This window comes from Bacteriovorax sp. PP10, from assembly GCF_035013165.1.
GTDB classification, from domain to species: domain Bacteria; phylum Bdellovibrionota; class Bacteriovoracia; order Bacteriovoracales; family Bacteriovoracaceae; genus Bacteriovorax; species Bacteriovorax antarcticus.
In genome coordinates, this window is sequence record NZ_JAYGJQ010000002.1 from 617,498 (window position 1) to 641,150 (window position 23,653).

Sequence of the window (23,653 nt, forward strand, 5' to 3'; positions counted from 1 at the left end):
AATTTAAAAATTACTTAGCAACATTACAAGTAGCGTATGAACTTAAATCATCGCCTCTGTGGTTTGTAGCGATTGTTGAAATGTAAACTTCAACTTCATCGTTATCATTCGTTGTCATGTTAAGAACCTTAGCAGCACCTTGAAGATAGTGAGGTGCAGTTAATTTTTGAGTAGCTGATACTTCACCTGTCACTTCATTAACTGAATAGTTTGAAGATGAATCTACAACTGTAAATCCAACTGAGTTTTTCTTAGTTGTGATGAAAACTGAAACAGCGTCTGAAGCTGTTACAACTTTAACTGAACATTTTTCAGTCCCGTTAGTTCCGTAGTATTCACCGTTAGCAAGTAGTGCCGTTACCGCAGTAGTAGCTGGAGTTGCTGCCATTGCAGAAGCAGATAGAGCAAAAGTCATAGCAAGTAATAATGATTTCATTAAAATTCCCCTCGTGAAATTAATCTTGGTTTTTATTAGATTTGTTTTTTTGTGATTTATCGTAGAAAAAATAATGCGACAAGCTCACGGGCCGAAAGCTTAGGGGATCGGGAATTAATTACACAATTCCCTCAAGGTGCCCTCATAAGAGACTGAAAATAATATTCATTGTTTAAATTTTTTTTCAAAATGCTGATTTTTAGAATTGACATATCTTAGGGCTTTGACTATCTTTGACACCATTCAAGTATGGAAATGGGAGTTTAGCTCAGCTGGTAGAGCGCTACCCTTACAAGGTAGATGCCGGGGGTTCGAGCCCCTCAACTCCCACCATTTTGTTACTTGTCCGACCTTCATCCCTAATCAAAAAATCCTTTAAATTAACAAAGTCTCAATGCATAATGAATTATGTTTATTAAATCTATTCATACTTATGTTGCAATTATTGGTGCCTTGGCGCTCTTCCAAGCAAATGCTCGCGCAGAAGATTTAGTTAATCAGACTGCATCCGTAAGTCTGGGCTATGTAATCGCAAAATATAAATTATCCGCATCTAATGTCGATCAAACCATTGATAGTGATACCTTGAAGTTAAAAGGGGCCTACTCGAGACTTCTTAATCTTAAGTACGTTCTTTTTTCTACGGCCCAACTTTATAAAGTGACGATGGCAGACTCGGCAACAAACTCAGAAAAAAATGAACTGATGGGTGGATTAGAAGTAGGTGTGAGGTATTTAATTAACCCGCGCTTTTCAGCAACTCTAAGTGGAGAGCTTCAGCGTCTGGTGTTTTTTAAAGCTAATAACACGACTGTATCAGGCGGCGGGCACTGGTCGCCAACTATAAGTGCGGCCGGATTCTATCAGGCCATTTCACGCGAACGCTTCAGCATCATCCCTTCAGTCAAAGCATCGCTGATTCTAGGAGCAGGAGACAGTAAGACGGGAATCGCTTATCTGGTGAATGCCACTTATAACCATTATTTGCCAGAATTAAGGCTAAGCGCCTCGTTAGGGTATGAATCCCGTACGCAAAAGTACAATGAGCTTAAATTGACTGAATCAGGCCCACAATTGACGGTTGGTGTAGGGAAGTCGTTTTAAGATTCTAGATTCCGACAATGTTCTTTTTAATTAAACGAATCGCCATGGCCAGAAGGATTGTTCCAAAGAACTTTCTTAGAATGATGCTTCCAGTGACTCCCACTTTTTTATCGATAAAAGCAGAAGCTCTCAACACAAAAAAGACAAAGATCAGGTTAAAGAAGACTCCCAGGATAATATTGATCCTGTGGTATTCAGCGTTCAATGAAATAAGTGTTGTCATTGATCCGGCACCCGCAATTAACGGGAAGGCCAGAGGAACGATAGGAGACGATTGAGAAAGTTGAGGATCGTGTTTGAAGATTTCAATGTTCAAGACCATTTCTAATCCAAGAAAGAACATGATCAGACCACCGGCAACGGCGAAGGATTGAACATCAACTCCAAAAAGAGTCAGGATGGACTCACCAATAAACAAAAAAGAATAAAGAAGAAGACCAGACACAATGGTGATCTTTAAAGCATCTATTTTTTTAAATTTTCTTTTCAGGTCAATAATGAATGGCAAGGCACCAAGGATATCGATGACCGAGAATAGAATAAGTGTAACTGAGAAGAATTCTTTGAAATTTATTGCATCCATATAGTGATGCTAACTCATTATCTGTAAAAAATACACTGACATAGATTTGTTTTTTAAATTCGCCCCCGGCCTGATACATGAAGGTTAACTTAAGCTTTCCCAGGGGGGATATTATGATTAGAAACATTTTTGTTTCATCAACATTAGCAGTCGTTTTAGCATTGGGAGCACAACCTGCTTCAGCTGGACTTCTTGATGGCATATTTGCTAACAAATACGAAATTACGCTTCCAGAAGAAGCAGTAAACAAAGTTATTGGTGTAAGACTTGAAGACGTTGTTAATAACTTTTCAAACCTTGTTCCAGGACTTGTGAATCTTTCAAACCACGTTAAAAAAAATCCAGCTCTATTCTTTAAGAACGGAGAAGTTCTGGTTGTTCATAATGTTTTCATGAGTAAACTTCCGGAAAACAGAGATGGACAGGTAACGGTTAACCTTACTGCATATGTTAAGTATAAAGGTGTATCGAACTTCGAAAAATTAACAGTTAACTATAGCAACCGCGCTTTAACTCCAGCTGATTTATCAATCGTAACTGACGAAGTGATCAACTTAAAAACTATGGCCTTCAAGGTTCAAGTTGGTTTAGTTGATAGAAAAGTGATCGTGACTGACGATGCTGATAAAGTAAAAATGGTTTTCCCTAACGGTGTTGGTGGATTCGACGAAGGTGTTTTAAACGAAGGAACTGTAAGTCTTCTTACTCCACGTTTCCACAATGGATTTCTTGACCAAAGAGCAGTTATCTCTAAAAGAGAAAAGCCAAGATACTTCGATGGAAAGCCTTTCATCAGAATCTTAAAAGGACCTTCGCTAGTTGACGATATGACAGCAATCGGATTTCACACTGAAATCAACGATGAATTCGTAAGAGGATTTGACTCTCACGGATGTATGAGACTTCGTCTTCCGGATTTAATGATGCTTCACGATCTAATTATGGATGGTGGTGTTCAACAAACTCCAATCACTGTTCTTTATAGAACAAAAGATCAGGCAGATCACCCTGCTGGAAAGAGAAACAAGCTCTACAAAACAGTTTCAAACACTGGAACAGTAGAAAGCCCATTCTTTCCTCTTGATAAGGACAATTTAGTTCAACTTAGATACAAAGAAGCAGTAGCTCCAATGGATAAGTTAGTTGACCTTAAAGACGATAACTACGAAGACGTGTTCAGCTACGATACTCAGCTTCAGCTACAAGACCAGAATGCTCGTCGTAAAAATGAGTGTAAGGCAAAACTTATGGCCGGTAAGATCGGAACAAAAGAAAAAGACATGGAAGCTTGTTTGAACGCTGGTAAACGCCAGGGATCAGCAACTGACGGGATCTATAGAAAGTGGATGGGAATTGGATATATCGGAAGCCCAGACCTGTTTTAATTAAGAAAAAAGTTTCTGTCCTAGAATATATAAGGCCTTAGAAGATTGATAAATTTTACATGATCTGAGTTAAAGAACCATAACTTGGATCATAATAAGAGATATCTTTTTTTTAAGGTCTTTTTTTATTTTAAGGAACTCGTTATGAAAACTACCATTTTTTCGTTCTGCGCTCTTCTTGTATTATCTTTTAACTCTGCATCCGCGAGGACAGTTGTTATTAGTGATATCGACGACACAATCAAAATGACAGGTGTTTTAAATAACAAACTTCATGTTGGATTTAACGGACTATTTAGTAAAAGAGCATTCGCTGGAATGAGCGAGTTGTATCATGAGTATCACGATAGAGGGTACGGTATTTATTATGTAAGTGGATCTCCTAAGATGATCGATTGTCGCATTGAAGACTTCCTGGTTGAAAAAGACTTTCCTCAAGCAGATCAAAGATTCTTAAAAGATAAAATCAGCAGCGATACATATAAATTTAAAATGGAATCGATTAGAAATGTTATCGCCAAAGAAAATCCAACAAGCCTTATTCTAATTGGTGATGATACGGAACACGATCCAGATGTTTATAATGATATTTCAAAAGAGTATCCTGGATTAGTAGAGGCCATCTATATCCGTGCAGTTCAAGATGCAAAATTGCCAGTAAGTACATTGATGAGAAATTTCTTTTCTTCAGTTGAAATCGCCGCTAATGAAATGATCAGAGGTGAGTTGGATTATAAAGGATTAGATAATGTTGCTAATGGCTTTGTTGAACAAACTAAGGACAGTGGAATTCAGTTAGATGACTTCTACTGCCCAAAATCTGGAAGAGATGAAATTAATAATTTAATGTCACATAGCAAATTATCAGATACAAAAATTGTTAAGCTTTTATTGCGCGTTCAAAATAAAATCATGAAGACGTGTAAAGACAGATAATTATTTTGTAAGGTGATCTGGCGTAAACGATAACGGCATTAAGTCTGAAAACTTCATGACTGTTTCTTTTCCGGCCACGTCACCAATGATAACTTCCATATCACTCGTTGCGAACTCACTCATTACCTGACGGCACATTCCACATGGTGGCCATCCTTCTTTGGTATACACATACACTTTTTTGATTTGCATTTTTTTGTCTGAAACAGCTTTCAGGATAGCTACGCGTTCAGCACAGATTGTTCCACCGTAACTTGCGTTTTCGATATTGCATCCAGTGTAGATACTTCCGTCGCTCATTTCAATCGCACTACCAACTTTGGCGTGAGAGTAAGGAGAGTAGGCAGCTTCTGAAGCTTCTTGAGCTTTTTGACGAAGGACTTTTTTGATTTCCATATTTACTTCCTTACTAAAATTTAGCGATGGCATTGTTTAGAAGAGCTGTGAAGTTATCCATAACTTTTAGCGCTTCGTCTTTAATGTCTTCATGTTTTAATTTTTGATCGATGATACCAGCACCCATGTTTGTTACACATGAGATCCCACAAACTTTAAGTCCAATGTGGTTAGCGATAATCACTTCGTGAACTGTACTCATACCAACAACATCACCACCAAGAATTCTGAACATTTTGATTTCAGCTGGTGTCTCATAAGTTGGCCCTAGAACTCCCATGTACACACCTTGCTGAGTTTTGATTTTTAAATCAGCACTCACTTTTCCTAGTGTATCGATTAATTCCTGGTTGAAAGCGTGACCCATATCAGGGAAGCGAGGTCCCATTGATTCATCGTTTGGCCCCATTAGTGGGTTTCTTCCTGTGAAATTGATTTGATCAGTTAAGATCACCAGATCACCAGGTTTATAACCTAAGTTCACACCACCAGCAGCGTTTGTTAAAACAACTGTGTCGATACCAAGTTTATGAAGAACGCGGATAGGGTAAACAACGTCGGCCATATCGTGACCTTCGTATAAGTGGAAGCGGCCTTGAAGAGCTGCAACTTCGACACCGTTAACTGTTCCCAGGATCAGTTTTCCATCGTGGCCTTGAACTGTGACTTTTTTGAAGTGTGGGATGTCGTTGTACGAGATGATGGTTTTGTTTTCCATCTTCTCAACGAAATCTCCCAATCCTGATCCTAAAACCACTCCAACTTTTGGAGAGCATTTTTTGATTGAGTGAATGTACGCGACTGTCTGATCTAATTTTTCTTTAAGAGCTTGCATATTTTACTTCTTTGCCTTTTTTGCAGGAGCTTTAGTTTTTGCCTTAGCTTTTGCAGGTGTTTTTTTAACTGGTGCAAACTTCGTCTGCACTTCAATGATTAATTTTTTCTTAGCGCGAGGTTTAGTTGCACTGATTGTAATATCTCTCGAATTTACAAGTAATGCGATTTCCTCAGCGATCTTCATTTGGTGGTCGTGGCAGTGAATCGTCATCAGGCTTTCACCCTTAGAAACTTTATCACCAATTTTTTTGTTCATAACGAAACCAACTGCGAAGTCGATTTTATCTCCGGTTTTTTGTCTTCCACCACCTAAGCGTACGCAGTGTTTTCCAAGTTCCGTACATTCCATCTTTGTAATGAATCCAGCTTTCTTTGATTTTACTTCGAAAGTTGATTCTGTTTGTGGAAGCAGGTCGTAGTTATCGACAACGTGAGCGTCTCCACCTTGGTTCGAAATAAGTTCACGGAATTTTTCTAGAGCACTTCCATCATCAATAGATGCTTGTGCTTTTTTAATACCGTCTTTAAGTGTTTTTGAAAGTCCGGCAAGATAAATCATCCCACCAGCAAGAGCAACTGAGAGTTCAGTTAAATCTTTTGGACCACGACCTTTTAATGTCTCGATACTTTCAATAATCTCTAGCGAGTTTCCAACAGCTAGACCTAATGGCTCTGACATATCAGTAATCATCGTCATCATGTTTTTATCAAAACGTAATCCGGTTTTTCTAATACTGTCTGCTAATTTTTTAGCGTCACTTAATTTTGACATGAAAGCACCGTTACCAGTCTTAATGTCCATGACGATCCCTTTAGCACCTTCAGCAAGTTTTTTACTCATGATTGAAGCAGTGATTAGGGGAATAGATTCTACAGTTGCTGTTACATCTCTTAGAGCATAGATTTTTTTATCAGCAGGTGCGATGTCTTTTGTTTGTCCGATAAGAACTAAACCGCGCTCTTTTAAAAGGCGTTCAAATTCCTCGAGAGGTAAATCTGTTTTGAAACCTTTGATAGATTCAATTTTATCGATTGTTCCACCAGTGTGACCAAGGCCACGACCTGCAATCATTGGAACTTTTACACCACAAGCAGCTGCGATAGGCGCCAGGATGAAAGAAGCTTTGTCGCCAACTCCACCGGTAGAGTGTTTGTCGATATAGTGCTGTTCTGGAAAGTTGAGAACTTTACCCGAGTATAACATTGCATCGGTCAAGTATGAGGTTTCTTCAATGTCCATTCCACATAGGAAAATGGCCATTAAAAGTGCGCTCATTTGATAGTCTTCAATGTAGCCTTCAGTAAGACCAGTGATGAACCAGTTGATTTCTTCTTTAGTAAGTCTTCCTTTATCTCGTTTCTTTTGTATAATGGAATAAGCTGAGAATTGTTGAGTCATGGATCCCTTATTTGGTTTTGGTTTAATCGCTAAAAAATTGAGTAAGAGGGAGATTATAATAAATTGACTCACGAAAATCAAAAATAATGCGTGGCAAAGGTTCAAGGAAAAAAAATCAAATGAAATCTCTATTAACTTTAATTATAACTGCAGTGATTCTTATTAATCCAACTCAACAAGTTTATGCGCAAGACAACACGTCGCAAACGGGAGTTTTGGATGAGTCGCTTGCTGACTTAACTTTAGTTTTAGGGGCCGGAGCGGTTGGTGCTATTCTTGGTCTATCGACACTGTCATTCGTAGATAAACCTAAGGATAAGTTAGAAAATGTTGCTATTGGTGGTGCTGTTGGGATCGTTGTTGGGGTAGGGATTGCTCTTTTTGGGCAAGCTACAAAACAAACTGCGGTTATCACGCAATCAGCTCCTCAGGATGCAAATTCAGTTGAAAGCTACGCTCGCCTAGATTTCTCAAAGCAGAAAATTGCTGAGTCCTATTTAGTTCAACCTACTGTTGGTTACAATTTTAGCTTCTAGTTCGCTCTCTAACTTTTTTTTAAATTTTTTTTAGAAAAGCGCGACATTTTCCTCCTTTGTATCTTCGTTCTTCATAAGGTATCCTGAATAAGATTTGTAAGATTTAAAGGATTTATCATGGCCAAACAGTTAATTATCAACCAGACACTCAATGAGTGTCGGGCAGCTCTTATTGAGAACGGTGAAATTCTCGATTTTTTAATGGAGCGTTCTTTTCACCATAACCCAGAAAATAATCATGTCGATTTTCCGTTTGTAGGGGATATCTACAAAGGAAAAGTTGTGCGCGTTCTTCCCGGAATGCAGTCAGCTTTCGTTGATATTGGTTATGAGAAAGCAGCTTTTCTCTATGTAGACGACGCTTACATTCCGACTATCGAAGAACAACGAGATATGGCGGAAAAAAGTAAAAAGTCTCTGGAAGGAAAAGACCGTCTTGGAGAAATTATTCCAGACGAGCTTTCAACTTTATCAGAAGCCGTTAACATGCGCTTTCGTCCGGATGTGAGTATTGAATCTTTCATCAAGGAAGGAGACGAAATTTTAGTTCAGGTGGCAAAAGAGCCGATCTCAACTAAAGGGCCGCGTGTTACCAGACACATCACTTTCGCCGGAAGACATATCGTATTCATGCCATTCATTGAGCACACTGGTGTTTCAAGAAGAATTGAAAGCGAAAAAGAGCGCGAACGTTTAAAAGAAATTTTAGAAACAGTAAGACCGGAAGGAACTGGAGTTATCGCTCGTACAGTTGCAGAAGGACAAAGCTATAAGACACTAAAGTTCGACTTCAATATGCTAGTGAAGATCTGGAAAGATGTTTCAAAGAAAGCTGAGAAGGTAAGAGCTCCAACTGTTGTTCACCAGGATTTAAGTTTCATTCAAAGAGTCTTCCGTGACATTACGGATGAAGATGTTGATGAAATCATCCTGGATTCAAAAGACAATTTAAAAGAAGCTGAAAAGTTCGTGCAGAAGTTCCTTCCTACAATGAAAGGAAAGTTCAAACACTATGCTGATGAGTCGATTCCTATTTTTGAAAAATTCGGGATTGATTTAGAAGTAGAGCGCGCGATTGATAACAAAGTATTCTTGAAATCAGGTGGATCACTTAACATCGATCAAACGGAAGCTCTTGTTTCTGTCGACGTTAATACTGGTAAATACATCGGAAGAAAAACTTTCGAAGAGACGATTTTGAAAACGAACCTTGAAGCAGTTAAAGAGATTGCTTACCAGTTACGTTTAAGAAATTGCGGTGGGATCATCATTATCGATTTCATCGATATGGAAAAAGAAGAAAATAGAATTACTGTCTACAATGCTTTACTAGAAGCATTGAAGAAAGATAGAGCAAAGACTAACGTACTTCCGATTTCAGGCCTTGGTCTGGTTGAGATGACTCGTAAGAGAACACGTGACACTTTATCTCGCATTATGTGTGAGCCATGTCCTTACTGTGAAGGGACGGGAAGAGTGAAGTCTACGTTGTCGGTTTGTTATGAACTGATTCGTGAACTAAACAAGGTACTGGCTAAATCAAAAGGGACAAAAGTTTCAATCTACGCTCACCCTGAGGTGACGGCGACTTTAACTGGCGAAGACTTTGATTTGATCGATACACTTGAAGAAGCTCACGGTAAGTCGATTCAGATTCGTTCTGAAAACAACTACCACATCGAACAATACGAAATTTTTCCACAAGAGTATTAAAGGTTATGAGAGTTGAGAGTTTTTATTATAAAGACATCTTAGCTCTCATCCCCAAGCTTGCCGAACTCCGCATAAAAGTTTTTCGTGATTACCCTTATCTTTATGAAGGCAGTCTTGATTACGAAAAAAATTACCTGAAAATTTATACATCAAGTACCCAGAGTGTAATCGTCGCTGCTTTTGACGGCGATGAACTCGTTGGGGCCGCAACAGCGATTCCTCTTCGTGATGAAGCAGACTACATTCAAAAACCGTTTTTAGATGCGGGGATAGATGTCACTGAGATTTACTATTTCGGTGAGAGTGTTCTTTTAAAAGAGTACAGAGGTCAGGGGATTGGTCATAAGTTTTTTGAAGGAAGAGAATCGGCCGCTTTAAAATTTGGTTTTCATACGACTTGTTTTTGTGCAGTGGAGAGACCGGCAGGTCATCCAATGATGCCAGCTGATTATAGTCCGCTTGATGAGTTCTGGAAGAAACGTGGCTACGCCAAACATAATGAATTAAGAAGTGAGTTCTCATGGCCGGATATCGGAGAAATTGAAGAAACACTAAAGCCTATGATCTATTGGATGAAACAATGTTAAAAATAGCAGCAGCTCAGTATTTACTTAGTCCTCATAACTCGCTTGAAGATTTTAAAATCAGCGTAGAAAAATGGGTGAAAGAAGCAAGTGATAATGGGGCCAGGCTATTAGTTTTCCCCGAGTATGGATCAATTGAGTTAGTTTCGCTCTTATCAGAAGAAGTTCAAAAAAATTTAGCTCAGCAATTAAGTGACATTCAAAATTTTAGAGATGAATTCATCCAGCTTTATGTTGAACTTGCCAAGAAGTACGACGTTTATATTGTGGCCCCAAGTTTTCCATGGCTAGAAACTCCAGATTTTTTTGTGAACCGCGCTTTTTTAATCAATCCTAATGGGCTTTACAGCTATCAGGATAAACAGATGATGACTCGCTTTGAAGATGAGCAGTGGATGGTTTCAACACCAAAAGAGAAGGTTTTAAACTCATTTGATGTTGATGGCGTGAAAGTGGGAATTTCCATTTGTTTTGATGTTGAGTTTCCGGATTTCGCTCGCGAACTTGCAGCTGAAGGTGTGGAAGTTTTAGTGGCACCATCATGCACAGAAGGTTTGGCAGGGATGAACCGTATCCACGTAGGAGCTCGCGCTCGCGCACTTGAAAATCAATTTTATGTTGTCGTTTCTCAAACAGTCGGGATGGTTCATTATTCAGAGGCCATCGATAAAAACACTGGAATGGCCGCAATTTATTCGACATGTGATTTAGGTTTTCCTGACGATGGAATTATTGTTCAGGGAACGTTAAATGTTCCGCAATGGGTTTACGCTGAAATCAACACAAAACTGGTTGAAGACGTACGAAAAAATGGCCATGTTTTTAATTTTCAAAAGATCAAAGCTTTAAGATAACCTTTTTAAATTAAGGGCTTTGACACTGGTTGGACGAGCGCTGTCTACGCCTTGTCTCAACAAAAACCGAATACATTAATGCTATAAATTCTAAGAGGATTTAATTTCTTTCTCCCTTAGGAATTTATAATGAAAATTGCCGTTATTGGATCAGGAATTTCAGGCTTATCGAGTGCATGGTTATTAAACCGCACAGAAGGCCATGAAGTGACTTTATTTGAGTCTATGGATTACCTTGGTGGTCATTCAAACACAGTCGACGTAACGCTAAATGGAGTAACGAGTCCAGTGGACACTGGCTTTCTTGTTCACAACCCCAACACATACCCAAACCTGATTGCTTTTTTAAAACTGCTGAATGTCGAGGTGATTGAATCTGATATGACTTTCAGTGTGAAGTTAGGCGAGAGAAAAATTGAATGGGCCGGAACAAATTTAAGAACAGTTTTTTCTCAAAAGAAAAATTTAATAAGCCCTTCATTTTGGAAAATGATTTTAGATATCATGCATTTTAATAAAAATGTTCATGCTTACCTGGAAGAATCACGCCATAAGAAATTAAGTCTTGGTGAACTCTTACATGAAAAACAATACTCACGTGAGTTTTGTGACTGGTACCTGATTCCCATGGGAGCGGCGATCTGGTCAACATCAACTGAAGACATGAAAAAATTTCCGGCCGAGAATTTTATTCAGTTCGGGATTAACCATTCCTTGTTTCAGGTAGAAGGCAGGCCTGTCTGGAGAACTATTAAAAATGGTTCGCGTGAATATGTTAAGAAGATAGCTAAAGATCTACCGCGTGTTTTTCTCAACGAGCCGGTACTTGCAGTAAGACGTGGTGAAAAAGTTGAAGTCGTGACAACACAGAGAACTGAATTTTTTGATAAGGTTATCTTTGCGACCCATACTGATATAACGGCCAGTATTCTTCAGGATGCAACTCCTGCTGAAAAACAAATTTTAAGAAAAGTTGAGTACTCGGAGAATATCGCTTATTTGCATTACGATGAATCACACTTACCGGATTCAAAGAATGTCTGGTCAGCGTGGAATTATTTTAGTGAGACGGATGCTAATAGCAAGCAAGCAGTGGCCGTGAGTTATTTAATTTCGAAACTGCAGCCGCTTCCTTTTAAAGTCCCCATTATTGTGACACTCAATCCGGTAAGAGTTCCAGATCCATCAAAAACAATTAAGACTATTATTTATCATCATCCTTTGTTTGATCAGAAGGCGATTGATGCTCAAAAAATGTTATCTGAGATTCAGGGAGAAAATCATACTTACTTTGCGGGAGCGTGGTGCGGGTATGGATTTCATGAAGATGGTTTAAAGTCCGGCATTGCTGTCGCAAAAATGCTGGGAGCGAAAATCCCATGGTAAACAATTATATTGTTGAAGGGGCGGTCTACCATGAGAGGCTGAAGCCCTTTAATCACAAATTTTTATATAATGTTTTTCTTTTAAAATTTCCCTTGGATGAAATCGAACAATTGAAGAGTCCGTTATTTTCCTTTAATCGCTTTAATTTGTTTTCTTTTTATTTCAAAGATTACCTCGATGGAAGTGACAGGCCTTTAAAGCAAAAAATTCAAGAGGTATTAAATGCTGAAGGGATTAAAGCAGAAGGGAAGATTGTCCTGCAGACCATTCCTCGTATTTTAGGATACGGGTTTAATCCGGTGAGCTTTTGGTACATCTATGATCTGGAAGACAAACTTGAGGCCATCTTATCAGAAGTGAATAATACTTTTGGTGATAGACACTATTATCTGCTCCAAGGATTTTCTGAATATAAAAGAATCACCATGCAGAAGGTTTTTCATGTATCGCCATTTTTTGATATCGAAGGTGAGTATCAGTTTTCTTTTACCCCAAAGAGTGTTGTGATCAATTATTTTGATCCTAAAGAGAATGATTATTTTTTCAAGAGCACTTTAAATGTAGTTCACAGTAGAGAATTTTCTACGAAAAATTTATTAAAAATGTTTTTTAAATACCCCATGATGACTTTTGTTGTGATGGGAAGAATTCATTGGCAAGCAGTAAAGCTCTTTTTTAAAAAGGCACAGTTTTTTTCTCATCCACCGCCACCAGAGAAAATATTATCTAAGGAAGTACGTCATGATGGGTAAACATTCATTTAAAACAAAATTATTTTTAAAGATTATGGACCAGATCCAGGTCGGACACTTTGCTTTGGTTATGCCTGATGGTGAAAAGAGAGACTATCACGGAAAAATACCAGGCAGGCGAGGAGAATTAATTATTCATGACTATGCGGCCATTTCTAAAATTGTGGCAAGTGGAGATATCGGTCTAGCAGAAGCTTATCGCGATGGCATGATTGATTCACCGGATATGACGGCATTACTGCTTCTGTGTATTGAAAATCAGAGTGCACTGGAGGCCGTATTCAGAGGAAATTTCTTCGGGATGATTTATTATCGTCTTCGCCATCTTTTTAGAGGAAATTCAAGAAAGGGGAGTAAGAAAAATATTGAAGCTCACTACGATCTTGGAAATAGTTTTTATAAATTATGGCTCGATCCAACTATGACTTATTCTGCGGCGATTTTTAAACACGCAGATGAGTCTCTTGAAGAAGCTCAGAGAAATAAATACCAAAGAATCATTGATACGCTCAAACCTAAGAGTACGGACCATATTCTCGAAGTAGGTTGTGGATGGGGAGCATTTGCGACAATGGCCGCATTTCAGACGGGGTGCAAGGTAACTTGCCTCACACTGTCACAAGAGCAGTACCAATATGCCACAGACCTAGTACGTAAAATGGGGCTAGATACTCAAGTAACCATTAAAATCTGTGATTATCGCGATGAGATAGGTACCTATGATCACATTGTCTCGATTGAGATGATTGAAGCTGTTGGCGAAGAATACTGGGAGCAATATTTCGACATGATTGAGGCCAAACTTCGTCCTGGCGGGAAAGCAATGCTGCAATCAATTTATATTGTGGATGATTTATTTGATAACTATAGAAAATCAACAGACTTCATCCAACAGTACATTTTCCCTGGGGGAATGGTACTAGCTCCGCAGGTTTTCGAGAAGTATTCAGTAAAAAACAACTTAGAGATTAAGGACTTTTATAAGTTCGGATTAGATTACGCTCAAACACTTAATTTATGGAGAAAAGAATTTAAAGAGAAGTATGAACAGGTAAAACAAATCGGTTTTGACGACGCTTTTTTAAAGATATGGGACTTTTATTACATTTACTGTGAAGCAGGCTTTTTATCACGCAGGATTGATGTGGCACAGATCGTGCTTGAGAAAAGATAAGAAAATCTCAAGGGGGTTTGCTGTGAGTCTATGTAATTGTTGTTTTTGTCACAGATTTCAATAAAAAAGGAAGGTACTGACATGTTTCCAATCAACGTTGTAGAAAAAGAAACCAACATAAGTAAATATTTACTTAGAATGTGGGAACGCCGTTATTCTTTCCCAAGACCTGAGCGCGATCAAAAAGGCGAAAGAGTCTACACGAGCGACGACATTGAAAAATTAAAGCTGGTAAAGAAGCTGATGGAAGAAGGTTATAGACCTTCAAAAATCATCGATCAGGCACTTCCAGAACTGCGTGAGTTATCCAAGTCATTTGCGGCCAATAAAACCGCTCCAGAGGCCGATATTGTGGTCCTGGTGACGAGTTCTGATCTTGAAGAAGACGTCATTCGTGCCCTGGGAAATCATCAGGTTAGAAAGATCATTGTGATCAACGGCCAGGATGATATTCAAAAGTTAAATTTACATTAAGGAAGTCGATACTCTTTGACTGAAATTAGGGGACAAGGTAACTTGTCCCTAATTTTGGAGGGTATTATGAAAACTTTAATTGCAACTGCATTGATGATTCTTTCGATTTCTTCTTTTGGTGCTGAACTTGGATCTGTGGATTCTTTTTTATCGGTTCTTCCAGTAGGTAGCTACTTAGGACATGACGATAAAGGCGTTGAGTGCGTAGTGAATGTTAATGAAGTTAACTTTCCTGCAAAAGCACTTTTAGTTTCAGCAACTAATGACAAAAATAAAACTACAAAAGTAATTAAAGACGGGTCTGAATTTGTTTTCAGAGCTTATAAGCAAGAGTTTATTCAGACTGATCGTTATTATGTTGATGCTTCTAGAAACGCTTATGTTGAGAAGATTGTGAGAACGGTTAATGCTGGTATAAATCGTTTGTATGTTGTGGTGTCGAGTGAAGTGACGATTAATAGAGATCGCAGTGTTGAAACTGTTGAATGTGTTGTTAATCCTAAATAGTTCTTCAAATAAAATTTTTAAGATTTAAAATGCAGCTTAGGCTGCATTTTTTTTGTCCATTTATCATTTTTTGATCTCCATCTATATTTCATATTTTAAAATCCAATACTTAAAGACTAAGCCCATCTAGGCTCCGTGCTATTTCTTAGTTGATATTGACTTGTACGTAAAAAATACGTACTTTGAGGTGTGGCTTGGAAATTATCTACACAAAAAAAGCTGTAAAAAACATTGAGAAATTACCAAAGCATATCCAAGCAAAAATGTTTTTTTGGCTAGATTTAATAGATGATGTGGGGCCAGTTATGTCCCGCAAGTATCCAGGCTTTAATGATGAAGCTCTTCATGGAAAAAGAAAGGGGCAGCGATCTGTCAGACTATCAAAAGGGTACAGATTATTTTATCAAGAGCTGCCGTGTGAGTATGCAGTCCTTATTGAAATATTAGAGGTAAATAAACATGACTATTAAAAAACCGAATTTAGGATTGGCATTATTTATAAAAAGTCATCGTTTAGGGGAAGAACTTACTCAAGCTCAGATGGCAAAATGTCTTGGAATATCTAAGCAAAGATTAAGTGATATTGAAAATGATCGAAACAATGTAAGTATTAAATTATGTCAGAAGTTTGCGAAAAAGTTAGGCTTTCCAGCAGAATGGTTAGTTAAGCTTGCGCTTCAAGATCAAATTAATAAAGCAAAGCTAAATCTAAAAGTAGTTCATATATAAAAAAAGGGAGCCGAAGCTCCCTTTTTTTAAACTTTCGTTATAACAAAACTGCCAACCACTTCATCATCGATATTCACTTCTACCGATAATCCAGAAAGAGTTGCTTGAGCTTTAATTGCCTGAGCTAACGTTTGATCCTGGATATACTTCGAGTGAGTCGGGCTCGACATAATTTCATTGAATTTATCGTTACCTTTAAAATCAATATTAATTCTGTCGTCAACTTTTAGGTTGATTGTCTTTCTTTGTTTTTGAATAGCACTTGAGATCTCTCTCGCAGTCCCTTCATCAATCAGAGTCTGATCAAGTTTCGTATCAATATCAACCGAGATAAAGCGGTTACTCATCGCTTCTGTCCCTTCTTTTGCTTCTCTAAAAATTAAGATCTCTTCCGGGAAGAATTTTACATCTTCGATCATCAGTGACCCTTCATCTTCAAGCTCGATTAAAGCAGCACCGTCTAGTTTTTCAATTAGTGCTTTGTATTTACCCATTTCTTTCCCAAGTTTTTTACCTAGAAGAGGAAGGTTCGCTTTAGCGTATAGCTTGATGAATTTAGATTCATCGTGAGACAGCTCAATGTGTTTAACGTTTAGTTCAGTCTGGATGTACTCAGAAAGTTTATTGATTTCCTGAAGTAATTTTTCATCTTTGTGAATGATCGTTAAGCGCTTAAGCGGAGTCTTAACTTTAATCTGAACTTGATTTCTCTTCTGTCTTCCAAGAAGGATAATCTGTTGCATTCTTCCAACGGCCACTTCAAGGTCGCTGTTGATTAGTGTTTCGTCAGCAATTGGGTAAGAGCAAAGGTGAACTGAAAGTGGTTCAGCTTTATTCATCTTACGAAGCTCTTGGAATACGTGTTCAGAGAAGAATGGAGTGAATGGTGCCATTGAAATTGTAAGCTCTCTTAGAGCTGTATACAGAGTCGAGTAGGCAGCACACTTATCATCGTTAAGGCCGTCTCCCCAGAAGCGAGCACGGTTAAGTCTGATGTACCAGTTTGTTAAGTCTTCAATGAAAGTAAATAGGGCCGGTACAACGTTGTACAGGTGATACTCTTCCATTTCTTTTGTAATATTTTTCTTCATTGTTTGAAGGTTAGATAATAACCATCTATCAACGATGTTGTCTGAAGTTTTGAAGTTTTCAACTGGCGACCATCCATCAACTTCCGCGTATGTCTGGAAGAATTTGAATGAGTTTTGCCATGGAAGAAGTGCTTTTCTTACCATGTCTTTTACACCAGAGTCCACGAAGCGTTGCTCTTCACCTTTTACTAACCCTGAGTTGATTAGATAAAGTCTTAAAGCATCAGCACCGAATGATTCCATTAAATTTTCTGGTGGCGTGTAGTTGTTTAAACTCTTAGACATTTTTTTACCGTCTTCGGCCATAACCAGACCGTTAACGATAACGTTTTTGAAAGCGGGCTTGTCATATAAAGCTGCCGATAAAACTGTTAGAGTGTAAAACCATCCACGAGTTTGATCTAAACCTTCAGCAATGAATTCAGCTGGGAATCCATTTTCGAACATTTCTTTATTTTCAAAAGGGTAGTGAAGTTGAGCGTATGGCATTGAACCAGACTCAAACCAGCAGTCTAGTACTTCTGGAATTCTTCTATAAACACCTTCTTCACCTTCGTGAGTAAACGTTAAGTCATCAACACTTTCTTTGTGAAGGTCAGTAACTTTTGTTCCTGTACGAAGGTATAGATCATCGATTGAACTGATGCAAATTCTGTTGTTTGTTTTATCGTTGATCCAGATAGGAATCGGTGTTCCCCAAATTCTGTTTCTTGAAATTGACCAGTCACGAGAACCTTCAAGCCATTTACCGAAGCGGCCTTCTTTAATGTGAGAAGGAGTCCAGTTGATTTGAGCGTTCGCAGCTAATAAGCGGTCTTTGATTTTTTCTACAGCTACATACCAAGATGGAATTGCTTTGTAGATTAATGGAGTATCTGAACGTGGGCAGAATGGGTAACTGTGAACAAGAACGCCTTGATCATAAAGTTTCCCTTCGTCTTTTAATTTTTTGATAATGTCTTTATCAGCAGTCTTAACGTGAACACCAACGAAGTCTGTGACTTCTGCTGTGAACTTTCCTGCGTCGTCTACCGGACACTCAAGAGCAGAAATTCCCGCTTCTTTCATAATACGATTATCGTCTTCCCCAAATGCAGGAGCGATGTGAACGATACCTGTACCGTCAGTTGTTGTAACGTATCCGTCGTTTAATACAACGAAGGCTCCAACGTCTGCATCTTTTTTGAAGTATGGAAACAATGGCTCGTAACGAAGACCTTTTAATTCAGCACCCGTGTGAGTTGAAAGAACTTCATAGTTTCTTTTCTTCGAGTAAGCTTCAACTCGCTCTTTTGCGATGATGAACTTAATGTCTTTATCTTTATCGTGAATTTTTACGTATTCAATTTCCGGACCCATACATAGAGCAAGGTTCGATGGAAGTGTCCAAGGAGTTGTCGTCCATGCAGCGATATGGAAGTCTTGGTCTTTTACTTTGAAGAGAACAGTAACCGCCGGGTCTTGAACGTCCTGGTAGTTTGAACTTGCTTCGAAGTTTGAAAGTACTGTTCCTAATGCTGTTGAGAAAGGAACAACTTTTGTTCCTTGATAGATTAAATCTTTATCCCAAAGTTGTCCGATAACCCACCAAACAGATTCCATGAATTCTGGATCCATTGTTTTGTAATCGTTTTCGAAATCAACCCAACGGCCGATTCTTGTGATTGTGCGTTCCCACTCTGAAGTGAAACGTTGAACAATTGAGCGACACTCATCGTTGTAACCTTTTACACCAAGTTGTTTAACTGCATCTTGAGCAGACATACCTAATTTTTTATCGATCTGATGTTCGATTGGAAGACCATGACAGTCCCAACCAAAACGTCTTTCAACGTAGCGACCTTTCATCGTGAAGTATCTTGGAATGATATCCTTTAACGTTGAAGCGAGAAGGTGACCGTGGTGAGGAAGACCTGTTGCAAATGGAGGCCCATCATAGAAAATATAGGGTTTACCTTTTCTCGTTTGATCTAGCGACTTCTTGAAAATTTCATTTTCTTTCCAAAAATCCAAAATCTTGTGTTCGCTCTTAACGAAAGAAAAAGAGGTATTCTCCGATTCATTTACTTCGGTATTGACATCATTTGACACGTGCAAGGCTCCTTACTGTTGATTCACGGTGCAAATTTTATCATTAAGAGGGGGATTTTGGAAGTGATTAGCTACACTTCTAGAGGGAGAATGCCGAATAATGATGTATGAAAATGAATCTTCTCACTGCATTGATTGTCTTAACGACTAGCTTCTTTTTTGAAGTGCGTGCGGATGAACCAAAGGTTCCCGCCAAAGTCGAATTCAAAGATCAAAAGCAAAGTGTCACGCCTTGGGGGAGTATCCCGTTGAATTCTTTTTTATCATTCAAAGAATGGAAGGAAGAAAGTGATATTAGGGACCAGGTTCCTGAATGGGAAAAGATCATCAGAGAGAGAAACCACCGTGAATTAGTGGGCCGCATTTACCAATGTATTGGAACGTGCCGCATTGATCGTGGGGAGAGCTTTTTTAATGGCTCACACCGCACAGGTCTATACGAAGGCGATGAGATTCAGACGGTAGGCGATAGTTACGCTTGGATCTTTTTGTTTGATGGGACGATGGTGAGACTGTCTCCGAGATCATCAATAACTTTTAATGAATTGAACATTGGTGTAAATGAAAATTTTTTGAACGCGAGATTTAACGCCGGAAATATTTTGTGGTTGTCTCGTAATGAACAGACTTACCAAGAAAGCAATGTCAGAGAAACTGACGTGATGTTTTTCCCTTATGCTGAATATGAATCTCTGCCGATTACTGAAAAGAAATTGTATATGGAAGACGATTTAATTGAGTTGCTTGCAGAGAGTAAGTCGCAATTAAATCATTACAAATCTTTGAATGAAGCGGTTCTTGCCAATAATAAAAGAACACATGGAAAACCGACTTATGCTTTTTTAGTTATGCCCAATGCAACACTCATGGGAGTTTCTCCAAGTGTAGAAGTGGTGACGTTAATTGGTGGAAAAACATTTCTAAAAAAACGATCATCACAGACTTTAGGTTTAGACGTAAAAGATGAAATTCCCAATGATGTTTTTTTACAACTAAGGGGTTTTGATAATAAAACGCTGACAACAATCCAGGATGATTTATGGATTACTGTCGATGAAAAAGGGCGCAATTACGCTCAAAGTGAAGACGTGCGCTGGCTTGATGTTGGTGAATTTATCACCAGAAGAATTCCTAGTATTATGCTTGGACGTGAAATCTTTTTAAAACGTTATTCAGAATTTGCTTTCAGAGAAAAATACGATCCGGTTGTTCTTGCGAGGGCCGATGGTTATCGCATGTGGGGCAAACTGACATCAACTGAAGGCGCTCCAAAAGATGATCTTGAGCTTCGTTTGGAATTCTTAAAAGAGTATTTCAGAAGAGTCGAGACTTCCAATCTCCTTACCAGTTCACGTTTTAGAGAGCGTTTTGAAAAACGCGGAGAAACAAATGTAACTACAGAGTATGGTAATTACTTTTTTATCACTGCACTCAACAAATATTACAAGTTTGGCGAAGTCTTAAACGAAAAATCTAATGACAAAGAAACCGGAGAAGTTTTAAACTCAACAACAAAACTTCTTTGGAAAAAAATGCATGGAATCAGGTAAATTTAGTCTTGTACTGGGATCTCAAAGTCCTAGAAGAAAAGAGCTGCTGTCGTGGCTTAATATCCCTTTTAAAATTATCACAGCTGATCTGGCCGAGATCTCAAGCGAGACGGTGTCTGAAAAGATTGCGATGGATATTGCTTCTCAAAAAGCACACGCTGTTTTAGCTCAGGCAAGTGCCGTGTTAAATCCTTTCATCATTTCATCGGACACGATTGTTGTTTTAGATGAGAAACTTTATGGCAAACCAAAAGACAGAGACGACGCCAGAGTGATTTTGTCTGAGCTTTCAGATAAAACTCACAAGGTGGTAACGGGAGTAAGCTTTTTATTCCACGATAAAAATACCAATAAAATGCGTGAGCATCTTTTCTATGATCTTACTGAAGTGACTTTTAATGAGATTACGAATGATTTGATGGAGAGTTACATTGCGACAGGGGATTCATTGGATAAAGCGGGAGCTTACGGTATCCAAGGCCCTAGCTTAACCTTTATTTCAAAGGTCAATGGTAGTTACTCGAACGTAGTCGGCTTCCCGCTTGATAAAGTCGTAAGTGAGCTTGCCATCATCTTAGGTGATGACTGGAAAAAGAACTTCTAATCCTATCTCGATTTTTTAGCAAACGTAGGCTTGAAGCTATTGTTCTTCTTAACAGACTTCGTAGGTCTTAAGCTAAGAGTTTTCATAGCGTTCGTTGCCTTGTCTACAGCTTTAGAAGAGACGTTTCTTCCAATAGACGTGGCCTTCGAGTAGGTAGTTTCTTCAATTGAAATCGTTGTTTGGTTGTCAGTAGTCATTGCATCCTCTTTTGTTAAATCAGTTAATGTTTGAAAACGGTTTTTTCTGTAACCATTTCAACCAATAACAAATTCCCAGAGGAGTGTTGTAGAAGGTTCGAGTAGGTTACTTACTAGGTAAAGTCGCCAATAGGTTTCTCCTTTTAATAAGAGCAAAACCGACTAAAGTACTCCCTTATCGGTTTTGATTACTAAGTTCTTAAGTGAATTATACTCCTCATCACACCTTTTTCCTACCCCCCCTGTAATAGGCAAACTTTCCCATTGTGATTCGGTTGTAAATCATTGAAATGTAGGGCAATCTAATAAGCAAAATGGATTTTATATTGCCAACAAAACAAGGAAAGCTTGTATGAATAAGCTTCGTTTAATCGTAGCGACTGTCACTTTCGGGACCCTGTTATCTTCATGTTCGACATTCAATAAAGCAGCCGTAGGTGGATCTTCCGACCTTATCTACAATGCAAGTAATGCTCTTCTTGGTGAATCAAACTTCGATATTTTCAAAAATGGTGTAGCTGGAAATCTGGTATTGATTGAAGGTCTACTTGCCCAATCTCCTAGGAATCAAAATCTCCTGGCAACTCTGAATAAGGGTTATGCAGGTTATGCATTTGCAGTGAATGAAACGCAAATGAATGAAGAAGAGTGGAGTGAGGCCAAAACTGAAGATGGAAAAAAGCAGGCCTTGTTTAATTACACGCGTTCGCTTAATTTTGGGATTCGTTATTTAAAAGAAGAAGGGATTGAGTTTAGCGATATCATTGCCCGCATGAATGAGCCGCAAGGAATTCACCAGATTTTAGATAAGAAGTTAAGCGACGATAAACGCGATTTAGAAGTGGTACTTTTTACTGCTCAATCGTTTGCTGCTTTAGTTAATCTACAAAAAGATAATATGGGATTTGTTTCTCAACTTTCGGCCGCAAAAGGAATGTTTGATTGGGTTTGCCAAAAAGATCCATCAATCAACTACGGGACTTGCGATATTTTCTACGGAGCATATGAAGCGGGAAGACCTACTATGCTTGGTGGGAATCCACAAAAAGGGCGTGATATTTTTCTTAAGGCCATCAGCAAGCATCCACACAACTGGTTGATCAGAACGAGTTACATGCAGTTTTATTTAATTCCACAAAATGATGAAGACGGATTCAAAGAACAAATGCTTGCTCTAAAAGTTTTCAATGAAGAGTTTAGCAGATACTACATCTTCGATAATGAATCGAGAGTAGAAGGGCCGTGGACCAGAGAAGAAGGCCTGCGTTTTTATCAGACGCTCGCACTTAAAAGATATGACTTAATGACACATTTTCAAAAGAAGTTTTTTTAATAGGCATAAAAAAAGGTATTACAAATGAAAACAATTTTACTCTCTCTGACAATGCTCGCATCTCTTAATCTTCACGCTGCGGTTAAAGTAGGGGTTCTTGCTCCTGAAGGAACTGGTTGGGCAAAAAATATTAAGAAGATGGCCTCTGAAATTAAAGACGCTACCAAGGGTAACGTTGAATTTAAAATCTACTACGGTGGATCTCAAGGTGATGAGCAGGACGTTTTAAGAAAAATCAGAATTGGACAACTTCAAGGTGGGATCTTTACTGGAAAGACTCTTGGAGAAATCAATGGTGACGTTCGTGTTATCGAAATCCCATTCACATTTAATCACAACCGTGAAAAAGCTCTAAGAACTCTTCAGGCAATGGAGCCGTTCTTTGATCAAAAATTCGCAGAGAAGAAATTTAAAAGTTTAGCGACTTTTGAAATTGGTCAGGTTTACTTTGTAACTCAAAAGAAAGTGACTGATCTAAACGGAATTAAGAACTTAAAAATCTGGTCATGGGATGGAGATCCAATCGTAACAAATATGTTTGAATCAATGAACCTTACAGGTGTTCCTCTAGCTCTACCGGACGTTCTTGCATCTTTATCGACAGGAATCATCGACGCTGCTTACGCTCCACCAATCGGGATGATTGCTCTTCAGTGGAACACAAAAGTTAAGTACATGATCGATTTCCCGGTTTCTTACTCAATTGGTGCTTTCGTTATTACAAGTGATGCATGGGCAAAAGTAAGTCCAGCTGATCAGAAACTTACAATGGAAATTGCTAAGAAGTATGAAAAAGAAATCAACCTTGGAAACGCAAAAGATAACGAAGATGCACTAGCTGCTATGAAAGCTCAGAAAATTGAATTCGTAAAATTTAGTGATGCTGAAATTAAAGTGGCCCAAGGTTATAGAAATGCCATGGTTAAGAAATTAACTGGAAAGTTATTTACTCCAGATGCATTAAAGAAACTTGAAGCAGAAATAGCTAAGAAATAGGGGATA

The 23,653-nt window shown here is 38.5% G+C and carries 25 protein-coding genes and 1 tRNA gene; 19 read left to right on the forward strand and 7 right to left on the reverse strand.

Going from position 1 to position 23,653, the window contains the following annotated elements; genetic code table 11:
* Positions 1-10: 10 nt before the first annotated feature.
* The gene (locus SHI21_RS12880; protein WP_323577004.1) at positions 11-436 is read right to left on the reverse strand and encodes a hypothetical protein; all 426 of its coding nucleotides are present in this window, start codon (positions 434-436) and stop codon (positions 11-13) included.
* A gap of 257 nt (positions 437-693) precedes the next feature.
* Here SHI21_RS12880 and SHI21_RS12885 point away from each other — a divergent pair.
* Positions 694-769, forward strand: a tRNA-Val gene (locus SHI21_RS12885).
* Positions 770-844: 75 nt separating this feature from the next.
* Entirely contained in the window at positions 845-1,540 is a 696-nt protein-coding gene (locus SHI21_RS12890; protein ID WP_323577005.1) for a hypothetical protein, read from the forward strand.
* A 4-nt stretch (positions 1,541-1,544) separates the two neighbouring features.
* Here the strand turns inward: SHI21_RS12890 and SHI21_RS12895 are convergent, their stop codons facing one another.
* Positions 1,545-2,123 (reverse strand): MarC family protein, encoded by a 579-nt coding sequence (locus SHI21_RS12895; RefSeq protein ID WP_323577006.1) that lies wholly within the window; start codon positions 2,121-2,123, stop codon positions 1,545-1,547.
* 113 nt (positions 2,124-2,236) lie between these two features.
* Here SHI21_RS12895 and SHI21_RS12900 point away from each other — a divergent pair, with 113 nt between their 5' ends.
* Positions 2,237-3,508, forward strand: coding sequence for a L,D-transpeptidase (locus tag SHI21_RS12900; protein WP_323577007.1), 1,272 nt, complete (start codon positions 2,237-2,239; stop codon positions 3,506-3,508).
* Between the two features lie 144 nt (positions 3,509-3,652).
* Positions 3,653-4,444, forward strand: coding sequence for a phosphatase domain-containing protein (locus tag SHI21_RS12905; protein ID WP_323577008.1), 792 nt, complete (start codon positions 3,653-3,655; stop codon positions 4,442-4,444).
* Here the strand turns inward: SHI21_RS12905 and SHI21_RS12910 are convergent, their stop codons facing one another.
* Genes SHI21_RS12910 through SHI21_RS12920 form a run of 3 tightly spaced genes read right to left on the reverse strand, consistent with a single transcriptional unit; the run spans position 4,445 to position 7,076 of the window.
* Positions 4,445-4,840, reverse strand: a complete 396-nt coding sequence (locus tag SHI21_RS12910; protein WP_323577009.1) for a cytidine deaminase — start codon at positions 4,838-4,840, stop codon at positions 4,445-4,447.
* 13 nt (positions 4,841-4,853) lie between these two features.
* The gene (locus SHI21_RS12915; RefSeq protein WP_323577010.1) at positions 4,854-5,675 is read right to left on the reverse strand and encodes a purine-nucleoside phosphorylase; all 822 of its coding nucleotides are present in this window, start codon (positions 5,673-5,675) and stop codon (positions 4,854-4,856) included.
* Between the two features lie 3 nt (positions 5,676-5,678).
* Positions 5,679-7,076, reverse strand: coding sequence for a thymidine phosphorylase (locus tag SHI21_RS12920; RefSeq protein WP_323577011.1), 1,398 nt, complete (start codon positions 7,074-7,076; stop codon positions 5,679-5,681).
* Positions 7,077-7,195: 119 nt separating this feature from the next.
* Between SHI21_RS12920 and SHI21_RS12925 the strand changes: the two genes are divergently transcribed.
* From SHI21_RS12925 to SHI21_RS12975, 11 genes are all read left to right on the forward strand, one after another.
* Positions 7,196-7,612: a hypothetical protein gene (locus tag SHI21_RS12925; RefSeq protein ID WP_323577012.1), complete on the forward strand. Its 417-nt coding sequence runs from the start codon at positions 7,196-7,198 to the stop codon at positions 7,610-7,612.
* A 117-nt stretch (positions 7,613-7,729) separates the two neighbouring features.
* Positions 7,730-9,325 (forward strand): Rne/Rng family ribonuclease, encoded by a 1,596-nt coding sequence (locus SHI21_RS12930; RefSeq protein WP_323577013.1) that lies wholly within the window; start codon positions 7,730-7,732, stop codon positions 9,323-9,325.
* 5 nt (positions 9,326-9,330) lie between these two features.
* Positions 9,331-9,912, forward strand: a complete 582-nt coding sequence (locus tag SHI21_RS12935; protein ID WP_323577014.1) for a GNAT family N-acetyltransferase — start codon at positions 9,331-9,333, stop codon at positions 9,910-9,912.
* Entirely contained in the window at positions 9,906-10,763 is an 858-nt protein-coding gene (locus tag SHI21_RS12940) for a carbon-nitrogen hydrolase family protein (protein ID WP_323577015.1), read from the forward strand. Before SHI21_RS12935 ends, SHI21_RS12940 begins: the two co-directional genes overlap by 7 nt.
* A gap of 129 nt (positions 10,764-10,892) precedes the next feature.
* On the forward strand, positions 10,893-12,149 hold the full coding sequence (locus tag SHI21_RS12945) for an NAD(P)/FAD-dependent oxidoreductase (RefSeq protein ID WP_323577016.1): 1,257 nt from the start codon (positions 10,893-10,895) through the stop codon (positions 12,147-12,149).
* Positions 12,143-12,901, forward strand: a complete 759-nt coding sequence (locus SHI21_RS12950; RefSeq protein ID WP_323577017.1) for a DUF1365 domain-containing protein — start codon at positions 12,143-12,145, stop codon at positions 12,899-12,901. The genes SHI21_RS12945 and SHI21_RS12950 overlap by 7 nt, the downstream gene beginning before the upstream one ends.
* A complete protein-coding gene (locus tag SHI21_RS12955; protein ID WP_323577018.1) occupies positions 12,891-14,075 on the forward strand; it encodes a cyclopropane-fatty-acyl-phospholipid synthase family protein in 1,185 nt (394 codons plus the stop codon). The genes SHI21_RS12950 and SHI21_RS12955 overlap by 11 nt, the downstream gene beginning before the upstream one ends.
* 81 nt (positions 14,076-14,156) lie before the next feature.
* Positions 14,157-14,549: a MerR family transcriptional regulator gene (locus SHI21_RS12960; protein WP_323577019.1), complete on the forward strand. Its 393-nt coding sequence runs from the start codon at positions 14,157-14,159 to the stop codon at positions 14,547-14,549.
* Positions 14,550-14,615: 66 nt separating this feature from the next.
* A complete protein-coding gene (locus SHI21_RS12965) occupies positions 14,616-15,056 on the forward strand; it encodes a hypothetical protein (RefSeq protein WP_323577020.1) in 441 nt (146 codons plus the stop codon).
* A gap of 194 nt (positions 15,057-15,250) precedes the next feature.
* Positions 15,251-15,526 carry a type II toxin-antitoxin system mRNA interferase toxin, RelE/StbE family gene (locus tag SHI21_RS12970; protein WP_323577021.1) on the forward strand — a complete coding sequence of 92 codons (276 nt, stop codon included), beginning with the start codon at positions 15,251-15,253 and terminating at the stop codon, positions 15,524-15,526.
* Positions 15,516-15,785, forward strand: a complete 270-nt coding sequence (locus SHI21_RS12975) for a helix-turn-helix transcriptional regulator (RefSeq protein ID WP_323577022.1) — start codon at positions 15,516-15,518, stop codon at positions 15,783-15,785. Before SHI21_RS12970 ends, SHI21_RS12975 begins: the two co-directional genes overlap by 11 nt.
* A 26-nt stretch (positions 15,786-15,811) precedes the next feature.
* On the opposite strand, the gene ileS is transcribed toward SHI21_RS12975, so the two are convergent.
* Positions 15,812-18,967, reverse strand: a complete 3,156-nt coding sequence (gene ileS, locus SHI21_RS12980; RefSeq protein WP_323577023.1) for an isoleucine--tRNA ligase — start codon at positions 18,965-18,967, stop codon at positions 15,812-15,814.
* A 107-nt stretch (positions 18,968-19,074) separates the two neighbouring features.
* Here ileS and SHI21_RS12985 point away from each other — a divergent pair, with 107 nt between their 5' ends.
* Positions 19,075-20,517, forward strand: a complete 1,443-nt coding sequence (locus tag SHI21_RS12985; RefSeq protein WP_323577024.1) for a hypothetical protein — start codon at positions 19,075-19,077, stop codon at positions 20,515-20,517.
* Positions 20,504-21,121 carry a Maf family protein gene (locus SHI21_RS12990; protein WP_323577025.1) on the forward strand — a complete coding sequence of 206 codons (618 nt, stop codon included), beginning with the start codon at positions 20,504-20,506 and terminating at the stop codon, positions 21,119-21,121. Before SHI21_RS12985 ends, SHI21_RS12990 begins: the two co-directional genes overlap by 14 nt.
* A gap of 2 nt (positions 21,122-21,123) precedes the next feature.
* Here SHI21_RS12990 and SHI21_RS12995 read toward each other — a convergent pair whose 3' ends face one another.
* Entirely contained in the window at positions 21,124-21,318 is a 195-nt protein-coding gene (locus SHI21_RS12995; RefSeq protein WP_323577026.1) for a hypothetical protein, read from the reverse strand.
* A 352-nt stretch (positions 21,319-21,670) separates the two neighbouring features.
* Between SHI21_RS12995 and SHI21_RS13000 the strand changes: the two genes are divergently transcribed.
* Together SHI21_RS13000 and SHI21_RS13005 are read left to right on the forward strand one after the other, a co-directional pair.
* Positions 21,671-22,651: a TRAP transporter TatT component family protein gene (locus tag SHI21_RS13000; RefSeq protein WP_323577027.1), complete on the forward strand. Its 981-nt coding sequence runs from the start codon at positions 21,671-21,673 to the stop codon at positions 22,649-22,651.
* A 24-nt stretch (positions 22,652-22,675) separates the two neighbouring features.
* On the forward strand, positions 22,676-23,647 hold the full coding sequence (locus SHI21_RS13005; RefSeq protein WP_323577028.1) for a TRAP transporter substrate-binding protein: 972 nt from the start codon (positions 22,676-22,678) through the stop codon (positions 23,645-23,647).
* Positions 23,648-23,653: the final 6 nt, after the last annotated feature.